This is a genomic window from Pseudomonas sp. MF6755, from assembly GCF_016405635.1.
Lineage (GTDB): Bacteria > Pseudomonadota > Gammaproteobacteria > Pseudomonadales > Pseudomonadaceae > Aquipseudomonas > Aquipseudomonas haemolytica.
This window is the reverse complement of sequence record NZ_JAEKDA010000004.1, coordinates 278,340-294,087: the sequence shown is the minus strand read 5'-3', so window position 1 is coordinate 294,087 and position 15,748 is coordinate 278,340. Positions and strand designations below refer to the sequence as shown.

Genomic DNA, 15,748 nt, shown 5'->3' with positions numbered 1-15,748 from the left:
TGATATCAGAACAAGCGGGCGAGCAGGGCCGTCACGGCGGTTTCAACCCGCAGGATGCGTGCGCCTAGCTGCACCGGCTGCAAACCGGCTTTGGACAGCAGGTCTACCTCATAAGGAATCCAGCCACCTTCCGGGCCAATTGCCAGCGTCACCGGTTCATCCAGCCCACGCGGGCAGGCAGGGTAATCGCCGGGATGGCCGATCAGGCCCAGGGTGCCAGCGGTCATGGCCGGCAGGCGATCTTCGACAAACGGCTTGAAGCGTTTTTCGAAAATGATCTCGGGCAGCACCGTGTCCCGCGCCTGTTCCAAACCGAGGATCAGTTGCTCGCGGACAGCCTCAGGCTCCAGGAACGGGGTTTGCCAGAAGCTTTTTTCCACCCGGTAGCTGTTGACCAGCACCACCTTCGGCACGCCCATGGCCGCTACCGTTTGCAGCACTCGGCGCAGCATTTTCGGGCGGGGCAGGGCCAGCAGCAGGGTCAAGGGCAGCTTTGGCGGCGGCGGTTGGTCGAAGCTGACTTGCAGCTCCGCTTCACCGGCGTCCAGGCGCAGCAGTTGGGCGTTGCCCATCAGCCCGCCAATACGGCCCACGCGCAGGTTGTCGCCTACGGCGGCGCGGTGGACTTCCTGCATATGCACCAGGCGCCGATCACGCAGCACCACCCGGTCGGCCGCAATAAAGTCGGCGTCTTCCAGCAGCAGCAGGTTCACGGCTGGGTCGCTGGCGGCTGGTCGTCGTCGGCAGTCTGGTCGTCCGGGTGTTCGCCACGCTTGCGGATCAAGCCGCTGAACAGGATGCCCACTTCGAACAACATCCACATCGGCACGGCGAGCAAGGTCTGGGAGAAGATATCCGGCGGCGTGAGGATCATGCCGACCACGAAGCAGCCGATGATCACGTACGGGCGGATCTTCTTCAGGTACTTGACGTCGACCACGCCGATCCACACCAGCAACACCACGGCCACCGGGATTTCGAAGGCCACGCCGAAGGCAAAGAACAACGTCATCACGAAGTCGAGGTAGCTGGTGATATCGGTCATCATCTCTACGCCGGCCGGGGTGGCGGCGGCGAAGAACTTGAAGATCAGCGGGAACACCAGGAAGTAGGCGAAGGCCATGCCGGTGTAGAACAGCAGAATGCTCGACACCAGCAACGGTACGGCGATGCGCTTCTCATGCTTGTACAGGCCCGGGGCGATAAAGCCCCAGATCTGGTGCAGGATCACCGGGATCGCCAGGAACAGCGAGACCATCATGGTCAGCTTCAACGGCGTCAGGAATGGCGACGACACATCGGTGGCGATCATCGTCGCGCCGACGGGCAGGTATTGGCGCAACGGCGTGGAAACGAAGGTGTAGATCTGCTGGGTAAAGGCGAACAGCCCGGCAAAAATGATGAAGATGGCCGCTACGCAACGCAGCAGGCGGGTACGCAGCTCGGTGAGGTGCGAGACCAGCGGCATGTGCTGGTCGTTTTCCGGTTTATCAGCGCTCATGGGGCTCGCGGCGGCAATGTAGGGTCATGGGGCGCGGGCGACGCGTCGGGCGTCGGCGCGGGCTCTGTCGGGGTGGGCTCGGCAGCAGGGGCAGGCACAGGCGCGATACTGTGCTCAACCACCGGTGGTGTAACCGGCTTGGCCGGTTCTTGCACCGGAGAAAGAATATTGCGCGCTTCTTGCTCCAACGACAGGATATGTTCGTTGTGCAATTGCCGGCGGATCTCGTCGGCGCCGATTTCCCGTTCAACTTCCTGTTTGATCGCGTTGAAACTGCGTTTCAGGCGCCCGATCCACAGGCCGGCGGTGCGTGCGGCACCGGGCAGGCGTTCCGGCCCCAGTACCAGCAGGGCCACCAGGCCGACGAGCAGCAGTTCAGAGAAGCTGATACCAAACATTAGTCAGTGCTCACGAGTCTTTGCGGGTCGGCTCTTGGACTTTTTCAGCCTGCACGTCGAAGGTGCGACGCTCGGTGATCGGCTGGGCGGCCTGCGGGTGCACAGGCTGGGCCGGTGGCACCGGATTGGCCGTCGGCTCGGTTGGCTTTTCGTCGTCGTTCATGGCCTTGCGAAAGCCCTTGATCGACTCGCCGACGTCAGTGCCGAGGTTCTTGAGTTTCTTGGTGCCGAACACCAGTACCACTACTACCAGAATGACGATCCAGTGTTTCCAGTCAAAAATGCCCATGCTGCAAATCCTCAAGTCTTAGTTATTCAGGCGGACGGGCGCGAGGCCTTCTCGGCGTGCCCGGACAAGCCGAAGCGACGGTCCAGTTCATCCAGCACGGCCTGTGGATGCTGCCCCAGTTGGGCGAGCATGACCAGGCTATGGAACCACAAGTCGGCGGTCTCATAGATTACATCGCTGCAATCACCGCTGATTTGCGCGTCCTTGGCCGCAATGATGGTCTCGACGGATTCTTCGCCGAGTTTTTCCAGAATCTTGTTCAGACCCTTGTGGTACAGGCTGGCGACGTAAGAGCTGTCGGCATCCGCGCCTTTGCGGTCTTCCAGTACCTGGGCCACACGGTTCAGGGTATCGCTCATGTTCAGTGTCCTGCCGAGTAGATAGCGTGCGGGTCTTTGAGCACCGGTTCCACGACCTTCCATTCGCCGTTCTCGAACACGCGATAAAAGCAGCTGTGGCGCCCGGTATGGCAGGCGATACCACCGATCTGTTCGACCATCAGGATCACCACGTCGGCATCGCAGTCCAGGCGCATCTCATGGAGGGTCTGCACATGCCCGGACTCTTCGCCCTTGCGCCACAGTTTGCCACGCGAACGTGACCAATAGATGGCGCGCTGCTCAGTGGCGGTGAGGCTCAGGGCCTCGCGGTTCATCCAGGCCATCATCAGCACGCGCCCGGTCTTGTAGTCCTGGGCAATGGCCGGCACCAGGCCGTCACTGTCCCACTTGATCTCGTCCAGCCAGTCTTTCATGTTCGGCTCCGGCAATTTGCGACAGTGTATAACCGGATTGGCTATCGACGCACGATCAGATAAACGCCCACGGCCACCATGATCCCGGCCGGCCAGTGGCCCAGTTGGTTCAATGGCCCGCCAATCGCTAGCATCACACCGCCCACCAGGTGCGCGGCGCCGAGCAGGCGCAGGAACCAGTCGTCCTTGCGCTTTTGCCATGGCGGCGCGGGGTCTTTGGCGTGGGGCTGGGACATGCGCTCCAGCAGGTCGCGGGTCATGTTGGCCAGGTGCGGCAATTGTTCGAACTGGCTGTGCAGGTTGCCCAGCAGGGTTTTCGGGCTGACCCGCTCGCGCATCCAGCGTTCAAGGAACGGCTGCGCGGTGTTCCACAGGTCAAGGTCCGGGTACAGCTGGCGGCCCAGGCCCTCGATGTTGAGCAGGGTTTTCTGCAGCAGTACCAACTGCGGCTGCACTTCCATGTTGAAGCGCCGCGCAGTCTGGAACAGGCGCATCAGCACCTGGCCGAATGAAATATCTTTTAACGGTTTTTCAAAGATCGGCTCGCACACGGTGCGGATCGCCGCTTCGAATTCGTTGAGCTTGGTTTCCGCCGGGACCCAGCCCGAATCGATGTGCAACTGCGCCACGCGGCGGTAGTCGCGCTTGAAGAAGGCAAACAGGTTGCGCGCCAGGTAATCCTGGTCTTCCGGGGTCAGGCTGCCGACGATGCCGCAGTCGATTGCGATGTACTGCGGGCTCCACGGGTTGACGGTGCTGACGAAGATGTTGCCCGGGTGCATGTCGGCGTGGAAGAAACTGTCGCGGAACACCTGGGTGAAGAAGATCTCCACACCGCGCTCGGCGAGCATCTTCATGTCGGTGCGCTGGTCGGCCAGGGTGGCGAGGTCGGTGACCTGCACGCCGTAGATGCGCTCCATCACCAGCACTTTGGGCCTGCACCAGTCCCAATACACTTGTGGCACATAGAGCAGCTGCGAGCCTTCGAAGTTGCGCCGCAGTTGGCTGGCGTTCGCCGCCTCGCGCAGCAGGTCGAGTTCGTCGTAGATGGTTTTTTCGTAGTCGGCGACCACGTCCACCGGGTGCAGCAGGCGCGCATCGGCGGAGAAGCGTTCGGCAGCGCGGGCGAGGATAAACAGCCATGCCAGGTCCTGGCCGATGATCGGCTTGAGGCCCGGGCGAATCACCTTCACCACCACTTCTTCGCCGGTCTTGAGCTGTGCGGCGTGTACTTGTGCGACCGAGGCCGAGGCCAGCGGCTCGACGTCGAAGCGGCTGAACACCTCGCTGATCTTCTTGCCCAATTGTGCTTCGATCAGCGCCATCGACTGTTGCGAGTCGAATGGCGGCACGCGGTCCTGCAACAGCATCAGCTCGTCGGCGATGTCTTCGGGCAGCAGGTCGCGGCGGGTCGAGAGGATCTGCCCGAACTTGATAAAAATCGGCCCCAGGTCCTGCAACGCCAGGCGCAGGCGCGCACCACGGCTCAGCTCCAGCTGCTTGCGCGGGAACCAGCGCCACGGCAGCACATAACGCACCGCCAGCAGAAACCAGGGCAGGGGCAGGGCAAACAGCAGGTCATCGAGGCGGTAGCGGATTACGACGCGCTGGATACGAAACAAACGGCGGACGGCGAGCAGCTTCATGCGTTATCGCTTGGATCAAGGGAACGGCTCAGGCGTTCGAAGCGAGCCTCGAGGCGTTCCAGGTCGATTTTGGCCTTGTCGAGTTCACGAAAGCGCGCTTGCGCTTCCCGTTGCCCGACCAGGGTGCGCGATTCTTCGCTCAGGTATTCGGCGAGGTTCTGGTTGAGGCTGGCGAAACCTTGCTGGTACCAGCGCGTGCGGCTGCGCAGGTGCCCGCTGATCAACTGGGTGGCGACGGGGCCGATCCAGCGTGACAGTTCGTACTCCCAGTCCAGCTCCAGGTCTTGCAGCACGGCGGCCAGGTCCATCAGCACCGCGCTGTCGCCTTCCAGCTCCACCTCGGGGCTGTGGAGGATAGCGGTCTTGTTGCGGCTCAGCGCCAGGTGCAACAGGCTCGAGGCCGGCGCACGCAAGGTGCAGTCGGCTTCAGCGGCCCATTGAGTAGCGAGCAGCAGGCCTTCATCGCTGGGCAGGATAAACAGCTGCACGGCGGGGCTACGGCAGTCGACGGCAATCACCTTGCCGGTCAAGTGCGCGAGCCGCGCCAGGGCGGTGCTGTCCAGGCGCAGTACACGGTTGAGGCCATGTTCGACGCTGGCGAGAAGGCCTTGCAGCAACATCAGGGCTTGATACCGCGGTGCAGGGCGACGATGCCGGAGGTCATGTTGTGGTAAGTCACGCGGTCGAAACCGGCCTCTACCATCATCGACTTCAGGGTCTCCTGATCGGGGTGCATGCGGATCGATTCGGCCAGGTAGCGGTAGCTTTCGGCGTCATTGGTGATCAGCTTGCCCATCAGCGGCATGAAGGCGAACGAGTAGGTGTCGTAGACCTTGGACATCAGTGCGTTGGTCGGCTTGGAGAACTCCAGCACCAACAGGCGGCCACCCGGCTTGAGGACGCGCAGCATCGAGCGGATCGCGTCTTCCTTGTGGGTGACGTTGCGCAGGCCGAAGGCGATGGTCACGCAGTCGAAATGGTTGTCTGGGAACGGCAGCTTCTCAGCGTCGGCCTGGACGAACTCGATATTGCCGGCCACGCCTTTATCCAGCAGGCGATCGCGGCCAACCTTGAGCATCGAACCGTTGATATCGGCCAATACCACCTGGCCGGTCGGGCCAACCAGCTTGGAGAACTTGGCGGCCAGGTCGCCCGTGCCACCGGCGATGTCCAGCACGCGGTTGCCGGTGCGTACGCCCGACAACTCGATGGTGAAGCGCTTCCACAGGCGGTGCATGCCGCCGGAGAGCACGTCGTTCATCAGGTCGTACTTGGCTGCCACGGAGTGGAACACCTCAGCGACTTTTTCCGCTTTCTGGCTTTCCGGGACGTTCTTGAAGCCGAAGTGAGTGGTGGGTTCGGCATCGCTGCCTTTGCGCTGATCAGTCATATCGCTGTCACCAAAAGAGAATGCGGGACATGATAATCCCCAAGGCCTACTTTGTCTTGGCAAGGCTGAAGGTAAGATAGGCGCTCACCGAGACCTTTTGCCGCATGGCAGGTGTTCTGAGTCGTTATAAAGAGGAGTCATTGCAATGGCCCGTATTACCGTTGAACGTGCACATTCCCTGGGCAAGGAAGGCGCCCGGGCGAAGGCCGAGAAGTTGGCGCACAAACTCAGGGAACAATATGGCCTGGAGCCTTCATGGTCGGGCGACACCCTGAACCTCAAGCGGTCGGGGGTCAAAGGCACGGTGTTAGTGGCGGATGATTCACTGCGCATTGATGTGGAACTTGGCCTGTTGATGTCGGCCATGAGTGGCACGATCAAGTCCGAAATCGAGAAAGCCCTGGATAAAGCGCTGGCCTGACGCTGGTGTTCTTAGGGTGCCGATTCTAATTTTAAACCCTACTTTGTGCCCAAGCCCTCAACTCTTGCGGGCCGTCCTCCACCCTATTTTGCGTGAGGTGCACCATGGCCAAAGTTATTTTGAAGAAAAAAATCGACATTCAGACCACCACCCTGAGTGAGGTTAAAAGCTATGCCCGCAAGATCTGGCTGGCAGGTCTTGGTGCCTATGCCAAGGTCGGCAGCGAGGGCGGCGAGTACTTCAAGGAGCTGGTAAAGAGCGGTCAACATGTTGAAAGTAAAGGTAAAAAAGTTGTAGTTGAACAACTTGATGCTGCCAACAGTCAGATTGACCAAGTAAAGAGTAACGTCTCCAGCGTCAAAGGCCTGGTTGAAGTTCAACTGGATAAAGTTGAAAAAGCTTTTGATACTCGTGTCGGCAGTGCCTTGAATCGGATCGGCATTGCGTCTAAACATGACGTGGAGACACTCTCTGCTAAGCTCGAAGAGCTGACGGCATTGCTCGAACGTGTCGCGCGTAAACACTAAGGAGACATCGGGATGGCTGTTAAAAAGACTACTCAGAAAGAAGGCAGCTCGTGGGTCGGGAAAGTTGAAGAATATTCCCGCAAAATCTGGCTCGCTGGTTTAGGCGTGTACTCGAAGATCGACAGTGACGGCAGCAAACTCTTCGAGACATTGGTTAAAGACGGCGAGAAGGCCGAGAAGTTGACCAAGAGCACGGTTGGTAAAAAAGTAGAAGCTGCCAAGGCCAGTGCGGGTTCCGCCAAGTCGAGCATTTCTGATACGTGGGGCAAGTTGGAAGAAACTTTCGACAAACGCCTCAACAGTGCTATTTCGCGACTGGGCGTGCCGAGCAAGGCTGAGTTGAAAACGCTGCACAGCAAGGTCGATACCCTGACCAAGCAAATCGAAAAACTCACTGGCGCCAAAGTGGCTCCAGCGAAGACTGCGGCAGCAAAGCCTGCTGCAAAACCAGCAGCCAAGCCCGCGGCTAAAACTGCGGCTGCAAAACCCGCTGCTAAAACGGCTGCCAAGCCTCTGGTTAAAGCTGCCGCCAAGCCGGCTGCTAAACCAGCGGCCAAGGCTCCAGCCAAGCCTGCTGCAAAACCGGCTGCCAAGCCTGCCGCTAAAACTGCTGCCGCCAAACCAGCCACCAAGCCTGCCGCTAAGCCAGTGGCCGCTAAAGCAGCCGCGAAACCTGCGGCTAAACCGGCTGCCAAGGTCGCTGCAAAACCTGCCGCTAAACCCGCTGCGGCCAAACCAGCAGCCAAGCCAGCCGCTGCGAAACCAGCAGCCAAGCCTGCAGCAAAACCTGCCGTGGCCAAAAAGCCTGCGGCGGCGAAGAAGCCAGCAACGCCAAAGCCCGCTGCAGCAGCCAAGCCAGCAACGCCGGCGGCTTCCACAGCCAACTCGGTATCCGCACCGTCGCACGCGGCTGCTGCCTCGACTGTAACGCCGGTAACCCCGACGCCATCCAGTCAGTCCTGATTTTTCGAGGACAAAAAATGCCCGACCTGCAGAGGTCGGGCTTTTTTATGGCGCCCTTATCAACACCCTAGTTCCAATGTGGGAGCGGGCTTGCTCGCGAATACGAAGTATCAGCTTGCACATGCATCAACTGACGCACCGCTTTCGCGAGCAAGCCCGCTCCCACACTTTCAATCCGGGTTATCCAGATATTTCAGTGCGAATTTCTCGGTCGCCTGCCGCGCCGTCGGCAGCAGATGCGGCGCCACCAGCATTATGATCTGGTAAACCACCACCTGCACCTCGCCCTCACGGTCGAGAATCCGCTGGTAATCCAGGGAAAACAGCAACGTCAGGGTGATCTGCTCCACCAGTTGCCCCAGCGCCTGGGTGCCACTGACCAACTGCCCCGATGCTTTCAACCGCGCAAGCAATGATGCCAGTGTTCGTTTAAGCGCCGTAAGCAGGCTTCGAATGCCCTTGGCCAGTTTCGGCAAACGCCCGGCCAGGTTCGACAGGTCCTGGAACAGAAACCGGTAGTGGGCCATGCGCTCGACAATCAGGTGCAGGAACAGCCAGTAATCTTCGGCCTCCAGTTGCGCATCGGCGGGGGGGTCGAGCAAGGGCGCCAACTCGCATTGAAAGCGCTCGAACAGCCCGAGCACCAACGGCTCCTTGCCGTGGAAGTGGTAGTAGAGGTTGCCGGGGCTGATCCCCATTTCATTGGCCACCTCCATGGTCGACACGTTCGGCTCGCCCTTGTGGTTGAACAACTGCAGGGCACATTCAAGGATACGGTCGCGCGTCTTCATCCAGTCTTCTTAATCTGATCGTTGAGCTCAACGCACTCGCACGTAAGTGCCCGGCGCTGCTTCCATCGGTGGGTAATTCTGGTTGCCCAGGGCGGTGAGGGTTTCGCGTTGTACGCCCGAGCGCTGCTGGATCCACTCCAGCCACTGCGGCCACCAACTGCCTTCGACGTGATGGGCGTCGTAGTACCAGGCGCGCGGGTCGCTGCTCAGCTTGAGGTTTTCGACGTAGTTGGCCTTGGGGTTGCCCGGCGGGTTGAGGATGCTCTGGATATGCCCGCTGTTGGACAGCACAAAGCGCCGCTCGCCGCCCAGCAGTTGGGTGGAGCGATACACCGCGTCCCACGGCGTGATGTGGTCGTTGATCCCGGCCACGCTGAAGCTGTCCACCGTGACCTTGCGCAAGTCGATAGGTGTGCCGCACACCTCCAGCCCGCCGGGGTGGCTCAGGGGGTTGTGCTTGAAGAAGTCCAGCAGGTCGCCGTGCAAGGCGGCGGGCAGGCGCGTGTTGTCGTTGTTCCAGTACAGGATGTCGAAGGCGGGCGGCTCCTTGCCCAGCAGGTAATTGTTGATCCAGTAGCTCCAGATCAGGTCGTTGGGGCGCATCCAGGCAAACACCTTGGCCATGTCGCGGCCGTCCAGCACGCCTTGCTGGTAGGAGCGGCGCTTGGCGGCCTCCAGGGTTTGCTCATCCGCGAACAAAGTAGCCGGGCTGTCGATCTGGCTGTCCAGCAGGCTTACCAGGTAACTGGCGCTGGAGATGCGCCGCAACTGGCGCTTGGCTTGCAGGTGGCCTTGCAGGGCGGCGATGGTCAGGCCACCGGCGCAGGCGCCCATCAGGTTGACCTCGCGGGCGCCGGTGATCGCCCGGCACACGTTGAGTGCTTCTTCCAGCGCCGCTACGTAGGTGGACAGGCCCCATTCACGATGGCGCACGTCCGGGTTGCGCCAACTGACCATGAACGTCTGCAGCCCGTTTTTCAGCGCGTACTGCACAAAGCTGTTAGCCGGGCTCAGGTCGAAGATGTAGTACTTGTTGATTTGCGGCGGCACCACCAGCAGCGGCTTGGCGTACTGTTTTTCGCTCATGGGCTTGTACTGGATCAACTCCAGCAGCTCGTTGCGAAACACCACCGAGCCGGGCGTGGTCGCCACCGTCTTGCCGACTTCGAAGGCGTGCTTGCTGACCTGGCGCGGCAGCCCATTGTTGTGCAACAGGTCTTCGAACAAGTTGCTCACGCCGCGCACTACGCTGTTACCGCCGGAGTTGAGCAGTTCTTTGATCGCCAGCGGGTTGAGCAGGGTGTTGGAGGGTGAGACTGCATCGTTGAGCAAGGAAAAAGCGAAGTGCGCGCGGGCCCGGTCATCGGCGTTCAGGCTACTGTCATCGATCCAGTGACGCGTCTGTTTCTGCCAGCTCAGATAGGCCTGCAAGCTGCGCCGGTACAGTGGGTTGAGCGTCCAGGTGGGGTCTGTGAAGCGACTGTCCCTGGGGTTGGGTTCATGCACGGTTTCACCCAGCAGCACGCGGCCCAGTTGGCCGCCCAGCGCCAGGGCATGACGGGCGGTATGCACAGGGTTGCGCAAACCATGGGCGGCCACGCTGCGCAGGGTCGACAGCAGATCCCGCCCCCTGAGACCGGTGATCGCATTTTGTGCATTGATGAACGCAGCAGGGGTGGGCGCCGGGTTCGTCACGGGTCTTTCTCGCATGAGCCAACACTCCTTCGTCAAGGCAACAACAGGCACGCCAATTCAGAACCATAGTCGGTTCCTGGCAAGTTGCGCGGTGGTGTGGTCCTTCACACCGCCGGGCGCGGATGTATCACGGCGCGCAGGCGCTCCTCCTCGAGAAACTTCATGATGATCGGCGCCACGGCTTCGGCCCGAGTGATCAGGAACAGGTGGCCATCATCGATGATGTGCAACTGCGCGTTGGGAATACGCCAGGCGAGCAGGCGCATGTTGATCAGCGGGATCAGCGGGTCATCGTCCCCGGCCAGCACCAGGGTGGGCTGGCGGATCTTGTGCAGCCAATGAATGCTGGTCCAGCCCACCCCGGCGAACAGCTGCCAGTAGTAACCCAGCTTGCCGGCCGAGCGTACTTTGCTCGCGTGTTCGGCGGCCAGGTTCGAATCGCGGCGAAACGAACCGCCATAAATCATCGGTGCAATGCGCACCACGTGGGATGGCTGGATATAGCGCCGGGGGCTGGCCATCAGCCACAGCACTTTCGGTTTGCCCGGCACCATAAAGGCCCCGGCAGCCGTCGCCGCCAGGATCAGCTTCTTGCAGCGTTCCGGGTAGTCATAGGCGAACTGCTGCGCCAGCGCCCCGCCCCAGGACACACCCACCGCGTTCACCTGGCCGTAGTCGAGGTAATCGAGCATGCGTGCGGTAAGTTTGGCCAGGCCAGGGAAGCGATAAGGTCGCTTAGGCGTCGATGAACCACCGACACCGGGCACGTCGAAGGCGATCACTTCCAGATCCGGGTCCAAGGCCTGGACGAACGGAAACACCAACTCAAGGTTGGCGCCAATGCCGTTGAAAATCAGCAACGGCGTCAAGTGAGGCTTGCCCGGGCGTACCGCCGTGCGGATGGTCTGGCCATCCAGGTCGATGGTACGGAAGATGAACGGTTGCGGCATGCTCAAGCCCTGTGAAGTGTTACAGGAGGAATACGCTCCAATCTACCGCTCATGTACATAGGTACCTGGCGCCGCTTCGGCTGCGGCATAGGTTTTATTGCCTAATGTCGCCGGTGCTTTTTTCAATTTGCCCGCCCGCTCCGCCTGCCACACTTGCCAATGCAACCACCATGAATCGGTGTGCTTGGTCGCATTTTCCTGCCACTCAAGCGGCTTGCCCGCCAGGCCTTCGCCGGTCTGGTAGCGCGCCTTGGGGTTGCCCGGTGGGTTGAGGATGCTCTGGATATGCCCGCTGCTGGACAGCACAAACTCCACCTTGCCGCCAAACAATTGCGCCGACTTGTAGCAGGACTGCCACGGCGTGATGTGATCGTTGGTGCCGGCCAGGGAGTAGATATCGGCGGTGACCTGCTTGAGGTCGATGGGCGTGCCGCACACTTCCAGGGCGTTGGCGCGTACCAATGGGTTGTTCTTGAACAGTTCGATCAGGTCGCCATGGAACGCTGCCGGCAAGCGTGTGGTGTCGTTGTTCCAGAACAGGATGTCGAACACCGGTGGCTCGTTGCCCAGCAGGTAATTATTGACCCAGTAGTTCCAGATCAGGTCGTTGGGGCGCATCCAGGCGAATACCTTGGCCATGTCGCGGCCCTCCAGCACGCCTGCCTGGTACGAATGGCGCTTGGCCGCTTCCAGCGTCTGCTCGTCCACAAACAGCGCCACCTGGGTATCCAGGGTAGTGTCCAGCACGCTTACCAGCAGGGTCAGGGCGTTGACCTTCTTCTCTCCCAGCGCCGCGTAGTGGCCCAGCAGCGCCGTGCAGGTGATGCCACCGGAGCAGGCAGCGAGCATATTCACGTCCTTGCTACCGGTAATCGCCGTGACCACATCGACCGCTTCCTTGAGCGCCTCGATATAGGTCGACAGCCCCCATTCGCGCTGGGCCTTGGTGGGGTTGCGCCAACTGATGATAAAAGTCTGTTGCCCATTGCGCAGGCAGAAGCGCGCCAGGCTCTTATCCGGGCACAGGTCGAATACATAGAATTTGTTGATTTGCGGTGGCACTACCAGCAGTGGGCGCTCGTGTACCTGCTCGGTGATGGGCTTGTACTGGATCAGCTCCAGCACATCGTTGCGAAACACCACCGCGCCTTCGCTGGTGCCCAGGGTCTTGCCGACTTCAAAGGCGCCCATGTTGACCTGGCTGGGCATGCCGCCGTTGTGCACCATGTCCTTGGCCAGGTGGGACAAGCCATCGAGCAGGCTTTTACCGCCGGTTTCAAAGAAGCGTTTGACCGCCGCCGGGTTGGCCGCGCTGTTGGTGGGGGCCATGGCTTCGGTCATCAGGTTGATCACGAAGTGGCCGCGGCTGATGTCGTGTGCCGACAGGTTGCTGTCGTCGATCCAGTCGTGAAGTTCCTTGCGCCACGCCAGGTAAGTCTGCAGATAACGTTTGTAGAGCGGGTTCTGGCTCCAGGCCGGGTCGTTGAAGCGACGGTCGTCGCCCTCGGGTACCAGTGGGGATTTGCCGAGCATCACATTCTTCAATTCGACGCCAAAATGGGCGACGTGCTTGACGCTGTGCAACGGTTGCTTGATGGCTTGGGTCAGCACCATCCTGGCCGAGGCCAATAAATCCTTTTTGCGTAACGCGATGATCGGGTTCAGCCCCAGGGTGTTTTCCGAGGCCTGGCGTTTCAAGTCATCGTTATTCTTGTTACTCATCTACGACGCTCCATTGTCCGAAAGACGAGTACCGGGTACCGCTGTGCACCCAATTTCGATACACAACACAAGCCTGGTACTGCGACTCGGGTGACCGTTGATACCACATCGTCAAATGCAGGGAACTTGCCAGTTCCATTGGTTACCCGAGTTTATTTTTTTTCGCAAGCGGGCCAATCATTGGCCACGCGACAGGGCATTCAAGCAGATGAAATTAGAAAATGCGTTCTAAACAGCAAGACGCCTGGGCTAGAGCATCAGCCGCACGACCGACTGACTCGGGTCGCGGGTTTTTCCGGCCGCTTTGAGCTCGGCGAGGTAGTCGGCCCACAGCGCCTCCTGACGTACGGCCAACTGGTAGAGGTAGTCCCAGGTGAACAGCCCGCTGTCATGGCCGTCGTCGAAGGTCAATTTCAGTGCGTACTGGCCGGCCGGTTCCAGCTTGATCAACCGCACGTTGAGTTTGCCGAATTGCAGAATGGGTTTGCCGTGGCCCTGGACCTCGGCGGAAGGTGAATGCACTCGCAGGAATTCGGCGGGTAGTTGATAGGTTTCGTCTGGCCCGTAGGTGAGGCCGAGGGTGTTGGAGGTTTTGTGCAGGTTTACAGCAGTAGGAAACTTGGCCATATGAGGTGCTCCTGAATAAACCGGCTTGAAAATGTGGGAGGGGGCTTGCTCCCGATAGCGGTGGATCAGTCAGCTTATCTGTAGCTGACCCACTGCAATCGGGGGCAAGCCCCCTCCCACATTTGAAGCAAAGCAGTTCTATGTGAGGCTTACAGGATATAACGAGACAGATCTTCGTTCTGCGCCAATTCACCCAGGTGACTGTTGACGTAGTCGGCATCGATCATGATCGCTTCGCCATTCTGCGCACCGGCCATGTCGCCGGCACTGAACGACACTTCCTCAAGCAGGCGCTCAAGCAAGGTGTGCAGGCGACGGGCACCGATGTTCTCGGTCTTCTCGTTGACCTGCCAGGCGATTTCCGCCAGGCGCTTGATACCGTCCGGCTGGAACTCGATGCCCAGGCCCTCGGTTTTCAGCAACTCACGGTACTGCTCGGTGAGCGATGCGTGAGGTTCGCTGAGGATGCGCTCGAAGTCGCCCGGGGTCAGCGCCTTGAGTTCCACGCGAATCGGCAGGCGGCCTTGCAGCTCGGGCACCAGGTCGCTTGGCTTGCTCAGGTGGAAGGCGCCGGAGGCGATAAACAGGATGTGGTCAGTCTTGACCATGCCCAGCTTGGTGTTGACGGTGCAGCCCTCGATCAGCGGCAGCAGGTCGCGCTGCACGCCTTCGCGGGACACATCGACGCCACCGGAGTTGCCGCGCTTGGCCACCTTGTCGATCTCGTCGATAAACACGATGCCATGCTGCTCGACTGCTTCCAGCGCCTTGGCCTTGAGTTCTTCCTCGTTGACCAGGCGCCCGGCTTCTTCGTCGCGCACCAGCTTGAGTGCTTCCTTGACCTTGAGCTTGCGGCTTTTCTTCTTGCCCTTGCCCATGTTGGCGAACAGGTTCTGCAGCTGGCTGGTCATTTCTTCCATGCCAGGCGGGGCGGAGATATCCACGCCAGACACTTCGGCCACTTCGATCTCGATTTCCTTGTCATCCAGCTGGCCTTCACGCAGGCGCTTGCGGAACAGCTGGCGAGTGTTGGAATCCGAGGCCGGTGCGGCGTCTTCGTTGAAGCCCATGCGTGCCGGTGGCAGCAGGGCGTCGAGGATACGTTCTTCTGCGGCGTCTTCGGCGCGGTGGCTGACCTTGGTCACTTCCTGTTCGCGCAGCATCTTTAGGGCGGCGTCAGCCAGGTCACGAATGATCGACTCGACGTCGCGGCCCACATAGCCGACTTCGGTGAATTTGGTCGCTTCGACCTTGATGAACGGTGCATTGGCCAACTTGGCCAGGCGCCGGGCGATTTCGGTTTTACCCACGCCGGTCGGGCCGATCATCAGGATGTTCTTTGGCGTGACTTCAACGCGCAGTTCTTCCGGCAGTTGCATCCGGCGCCAGCGGTTGCGCAGCGCGATGGCTACGGCGCGCTTGGCATCGTCCTGGCCGATGATATGGCGATTGAGTTCATGGACGATTTCGCGGGGGGTCATGGACATAGTGTCTGGCGGCCTCAAGCGGGAATAAGCCTAGGGCTTATTCGGCGAGGTCCTGCTCCTCAATGGTCTGGTTGTGGTTGGTGAACACGCAGATATCGCCGGCGATACCCAGGGCAGTCTCGACGATTTCCCGGGCCGACAGGTCGGTTTTCTTCAGCAGCGCACTGGCCGCCGCTTGGGCGTAGCCACCGCCGGAACCCATAGCGATCAGGCCATGTTCGGGCTCAACCACGTCACCGTTGCCGGTGATGATCAAAGAAGCGTCTTTGTTCGCGACGGCGAGCATGGCTTCCAGGCGGCTGAGGGAGCGGTCGGTGCGCCATTCTTTGGCAAGTTCGACAGCGGCGCGTACCAGGTGGCCCTGGTGTTTCTCAAGCTGGCCTTCAAAGCGTTCGAAGAGGGTAAAGGCGTCGGCGGTAGCACCTGCGAAGCCGGCAAGCACTTGGCCGTGGTACAGGCGGCGCACTTTTTTCGCGTTGCCTTTCATCACGGTGTTGCCAAGGGAAACCTGGCCGTCGCCGCCCATGACAACTTTGCCGTGGCGACGTACTGAAACGATGGTGGTCAAGGGGAGAGTCTCCACGCAG

General features: G+C 60.4%; 19 protein-coding genes. 3 read left to right on the top strand and 16 right to left on the bottom strand.

The window, feature by feature from the left end; genetic code table 11:
• Nucleotides 1-5: 5 nt before the first annotated feature.
• The 9 genes from JFT66_RS06925 to ubiE are packed head-to-tail and all read right to left on the bottom strand — an operon-like array spanning nt 6 to nt 5,978.
• The gene (locus tag JFT66_RS06925) at nt 6-713 is read right to left on the bottom strand and encodes a 16S rRNA (uracil(1498)-N(3))-methyltransferase (protein ID WP_198859023.1); all 708 of its coding nucleotides are present in this window, start codon (nt 711-713) and stop codon (nt 6-8) included.
• Nucleotides 710-1,501 carry a twin-arginine translocase subunit TatC gene (tatC, locus tag JFT66_RS06920; RefSeq protein WP_034117322.1) on the bottom strand — a complete coding sequence of 264 codons (792 nt, stop codon included), beginning with the start codon at nt 1,499-1,501 and terminating at the stop codon, nt 710-712. Before tatC ends, JFT66_RS06925 begins: the two co-directional genes overlap by 4 nt.
• The gene (gene tatB / locus JFT66_RS06915; RefSeq protein WP_034117323.1) at nt 1,498-1,899 is read right to left on the bottom strand and encodes a Sec-independent protein translocase protein TatB; all 402 of its coding nucleotides are present in this window, start codon (nt 1,897-1,899) and stop codon (nt 1,498-1,500) included. Before tatB ends, tatC begins: the two co-directional genes overlap by 4 nt.
• Before the next feature lie 10 nt (nt 1,900-1,909).
• Nucleotides 1,910-2,188 (bottom strand): twin-arginine translocase TatA/TatE family subunit, encoded by a 279-nt coding sequence (locus JFT66_RS06910; RefSeq protein ID WP_034117324.1) that lies wholly within the window; start codon nt 2,186-2,188, stop codon nt 1,910-1,912.
• 26 nt (nt 2,189-2,214) lie between these two features.
• The gene (locus JFT66_RS06905; protein WP_003209299.1) at nt 2,215-2,547 is read right to left on the bottom strand and encodes a phosphoribosyl-ATP diphosphatase; all 333 of its coding nucleotides are present in this window, start codon (nt 2,545-2,547) and stop codon (nt 2,215-2,217) included.
• 2 nt (nt 2,548-2,549) lie between these two features.
• Nucleotides 2,550-2,942: a phosphoribosyl-AMP cyclohydrolase gene (hisI, locus tag JFT66_RS06900; protein WP_034117325.1), complete on the bottom strand. Its 393-nt coding sequence runs from the start codon at nt 2,940-2,942 to the stop codon at nt 2,550-2,552.
• A 41-nt stretch (nt 2,943-2,983) separates the two neighbouring features.
• Entirely contained in the window at nt 2,984-4,588 is a 1,605-nt protein-coding gene (gene ubiB, locus JFT66_RS06895; RefSeq protein WP_153838675.1) for a ubiquinone biosynthesis regulatory protein kinase UbiB, read from the bottom strand.
• Nucleotides 4,585-5,208, bottom strand: a complete 624-nt coding sequence (locus JFT66_RS06890) for a ubiquinone biosynthesis accessory factor UbiJ (RefSeq protein ID WP_034117327.1) — start codon at nt 5,206-5,208, stop codon at nt 4,585-4,587. Before JFT66_RS06890 ends, ubiB begins: the two co-directional genes overlap by 4 nt.
• Nucleotides 5,208-5,978, bottom strand: coding sequence for a bifunctional demethylmenaquinone methyltransferase/2-methoxy-6-polyprenyl-1,4-benzoquinol methylase UbiE (ubiE, locus tag JFT66_RS06885; RefSeq protein WP_003171186.1), 771 nt, complete (start codon nt 5,976-5,978; stop codon nt 5,208-5,210). The genes JFT66_RS06890 and ubiE overlap by 1 nt, the downstream gene beginning before the upstream one ends.
• Before the next feature lie 145 nt (nt 5,979-6,123).
• On the opposite strand from ubiE, the gene JFT66_RS06880 reads away from it, so the two are divergent.
• The 3 genes from JFT66_RS06880 to JFT66_RS06870 all read left to right on the top strand — a co-directional run bounded on the left by JFT66_RS06880 (nt 6,124) and on the right by JFT66_RS06870 (nt 7,889).
• The gene (locus JFT66_RS06880; RefSeq protein ID WP_034117328.1) at nt 6,124-6,399 is read left to right on the top strand and encodes a polyhydroxyalkanoic acid system family protein; all 276 of its coding nucleotides are present in this window, start codon (nt 6,124-6,126) and stop codon (nt 6,397-6,399) included.
• Nucleotides 6,400-6,503: 104 nt separating this feature from the next.
• Nucleotides 6,504-6,926, top strand: coding sequence for a phasin family protein (locus tag JFT66_RS06875; RefSeq protein ID WP_034117329.1), 423 nt, complete (start codon nt 6,504-6,506; stop codon nt 6,924-6,926).
• Nucleotides 6,927-6,938: 12 nt separating this feature from the next.
• On the top strand, nt 6,939-7,889 hold the full coding sequence (locus tag JFT66_RS06870) for a phasin family protein (protein WP_034117331.1): 951 nt from the start codon (nt 6,939-6,941) through the stop codon (nt 7,887-7,889).
• A gap of 170 nt (nt 7,890-8,059) precedes the next feature.
• Here JFT66_RS06870 and JFT66_RS06865 read toward each other — a convergent pair whose 3' ends face one another.
• The 7 genes from JFT66_RS06865 to hslV all read right to left on the bottom strand — a co-directional run bounded on the left by JFT66_RS06865 (nt 8,060) and on the right by hslV (nt 15,729).
• Nucleotides 8,060-8,680: a TetR/AcrR family transcriptional regulator gene (locus JFT66_RS06865; RefSeq protein WP_034117332.1), complete on the bottom strand. Its 621-nt coding sequence runs from the start codon at nt 8,678-8,680 to the stop codon at nt 8,060-8,062.
• Between the two features lie 27 nt (nt 8,681-8,707).
• A complete protein-coding gene (gene phaC, locus JFT66_RS06860; protein ID WP_034117333.1) occupies nt 8,708-10,390 on the bottom strand; it encodes a class II poly(R)-hydroxyalkanoic acid synthase in 1,683 nt (560 codons plus the stop codon).
• 89 nt (nt 10,391-10,479) lie between these two features.
• On the bottom strand, nt 10,480-11,325 hold the full coding sequence (gene phaZ, locus JFT66_RS06855) for a poly(3-hydroxyalkanoate) depolymerase (RefSeq protein WP_034117334.1): 846 nt from the start codon (nt 11,323-11,325) through the stop codon (nt 10,480-10,482).
• 42 nt (nt 11,326-11,367) lie between these two features.
• Nucleotides 11,368-13,047 (bottom strand): class II poly(R)-hydroxyalkanoic acid synthase, encoded by a 1,680-nt coding sequence (phaC, locus tag JFT66_RS06850; RefSeq protein ID WP_153838678.1) that lies wholly within the window; start codon nt 13,045-13,047, stop codon nt 11,368-11,370.
• A 249-nt stretch (nt 13,048-13,296) separates the two neighbouring features.
• A complete protein-coding gene (locus tag JFT66_RS06845; RefSeq protein WP_034117336.1) occupies nt 13,297-13,674 on the bottom strand; it encodes a gamma-butyrobetaine hydroxylase-like domain-containing protein in 378 nt (125 codons plus the stop codon).
• 149 nt (nt 13,675-13,823) lie between these two features.
• Nucleotides 13,824-15,161: an ATP-dependent protease ATPase subunit HslU gene (gene hslU, locus JFT66_RS06840; protein WP_034117337.1), complete on the bottom strand. Its 1,338-nt coding sequence runs from the start codon at nt 15,159-15,161 to the stop codon at nt 13,824-13,826.
• 37 nt (nt 15,162-15,198) lie between these two features.
• Nucleotides 15,199-15,729: an ATP-dependent protease subunit HslV gene (gene hslV / locus JFT66_RS06835; protein WP_003171209.1), complete on the bottom strand. Its 531-nt coding sequence runs from the start codon at nt 15,727-15,729 to the stop codon at nt 15,199-15,201.
• Between the last annotated feature and the right edge of the window lie 19 nt (nt 15,730-15,748).

Bases quoted from the DNA above. Each gene is read 5' to 3' on its own strand.
- phaZ (WP_034117334.1), bottom strand. From the start codon at position 11,325: ATGCCGCAACCGTTCATCTTCCGTACCATCGACCTGGATGGCCAGACC.
- hslU (WP_034117337.1), bottom strand. From the start codon at position 15,161: ATGTCCATGACCCCCCGCGAAATCGTCCATGAACTCAATCGCCATATC.
- JFT66_RS06865 (WP_034117332.1), bottom strand. From the start codon at position 8,680: ATGAAGACGCGCGACCGTATCCTTGAATGTGCCCTGCAGTTGTTCAAC.
- JFT66_RS06880 (WP_034117328.1), top strand. From the start codon at position 6,124: ATGGCCCGTATTACCGTTGAACGTGCACATTCCCTGGGCAAGGAAGGC.
- JFT66_RS06890 (WP_034117327.1), bottom strand. From the start codon at position 5,208: ATGTTGCTGCAAGGCCTTCTCGCCAGCGTCGAACATGGCCTCAACCGT.
- tatC (WP_034117322.1), bottom strand. From the start codon at position 1,501: ATGAGCGCTGATAAACCGGAAAACGACCAGCACATGCCGCTGGTCTCG.
- JFT66_RS06875 (WP_034117329.1), top strand. From the start codon at position 6,504: ATGGCCAAAGTTATTTTGAAGAAAAAAATCGACATTCAGACCACCACC.
- phaC (WP_034117333.1), bottom strand. From the start codon at position 10,390: ATGCGAGAAAGACCCGTGACGAACCCGGCGCCCACCCCTGCTGCGTTC.
- phaC (WP_153838678.1), bottom strand. From the start codon at position 13,047: ATGAGTAACAAGAATAACGATGACTTGAAACGCCAGGCCTCGGAAAAC.
- tatB (WP_034117323.1), bottom strand. From the start codon at position 1,899: ATGTTTGGTATCAGCTTCTCTGAACTGCTGCTCGTCGGCCTGGTGGCC.
- JFT66_RS06845 (WP_034117336.1), bottom strand. From the start codon at position 13,674: ATGGCCAAGTTTCCTACTGCTGTAAACCTGCACAAAACCTCCAACACC.
- ubiE (WP_003171186.1), bottom strand. From the start codon at position 5,978: ATGACTGATCAGCGCAAAGGCAGCGATGCCGAACCCACCACTCACTTC.
- JFT66_RS06905 (WP_003209299.1), bottom strand. From the start codon at position 2,547: ATGAGCGATACCCTGAACCGTGTGGCCCAGGTACTGGAAGACCGCAAA.
- JFT66_RS06870 (WP_034117331.1), top strand. From the start codon at position 6,939: ATGGCTGTTAAAAAGACTACTCAGAAAGAAGGCAGCTCGTGGGTCGGG.
- ubiB (WP_153838675.1), bottom strand. From the start codon at position 4,588: ATGAAGCTGCTCGCCGTCCGCCGTTTGTTTCGTATCCAGCGCGTCGTA.
- JFT66_RS06910 (WP_034117324.1), bottom strand. From the start codon at position 2,188: ATGGGCATTTTTGACTGGAAACACTGGATCGTCATTCTGGTAGTAGTG.
- hisI (WP_034117325.1), bottom strand. From the start codon at position 2,942: ATGAAAGACTGGCTGGACGAGATCAAGTGGGACAGTGACGGCCTGGTG.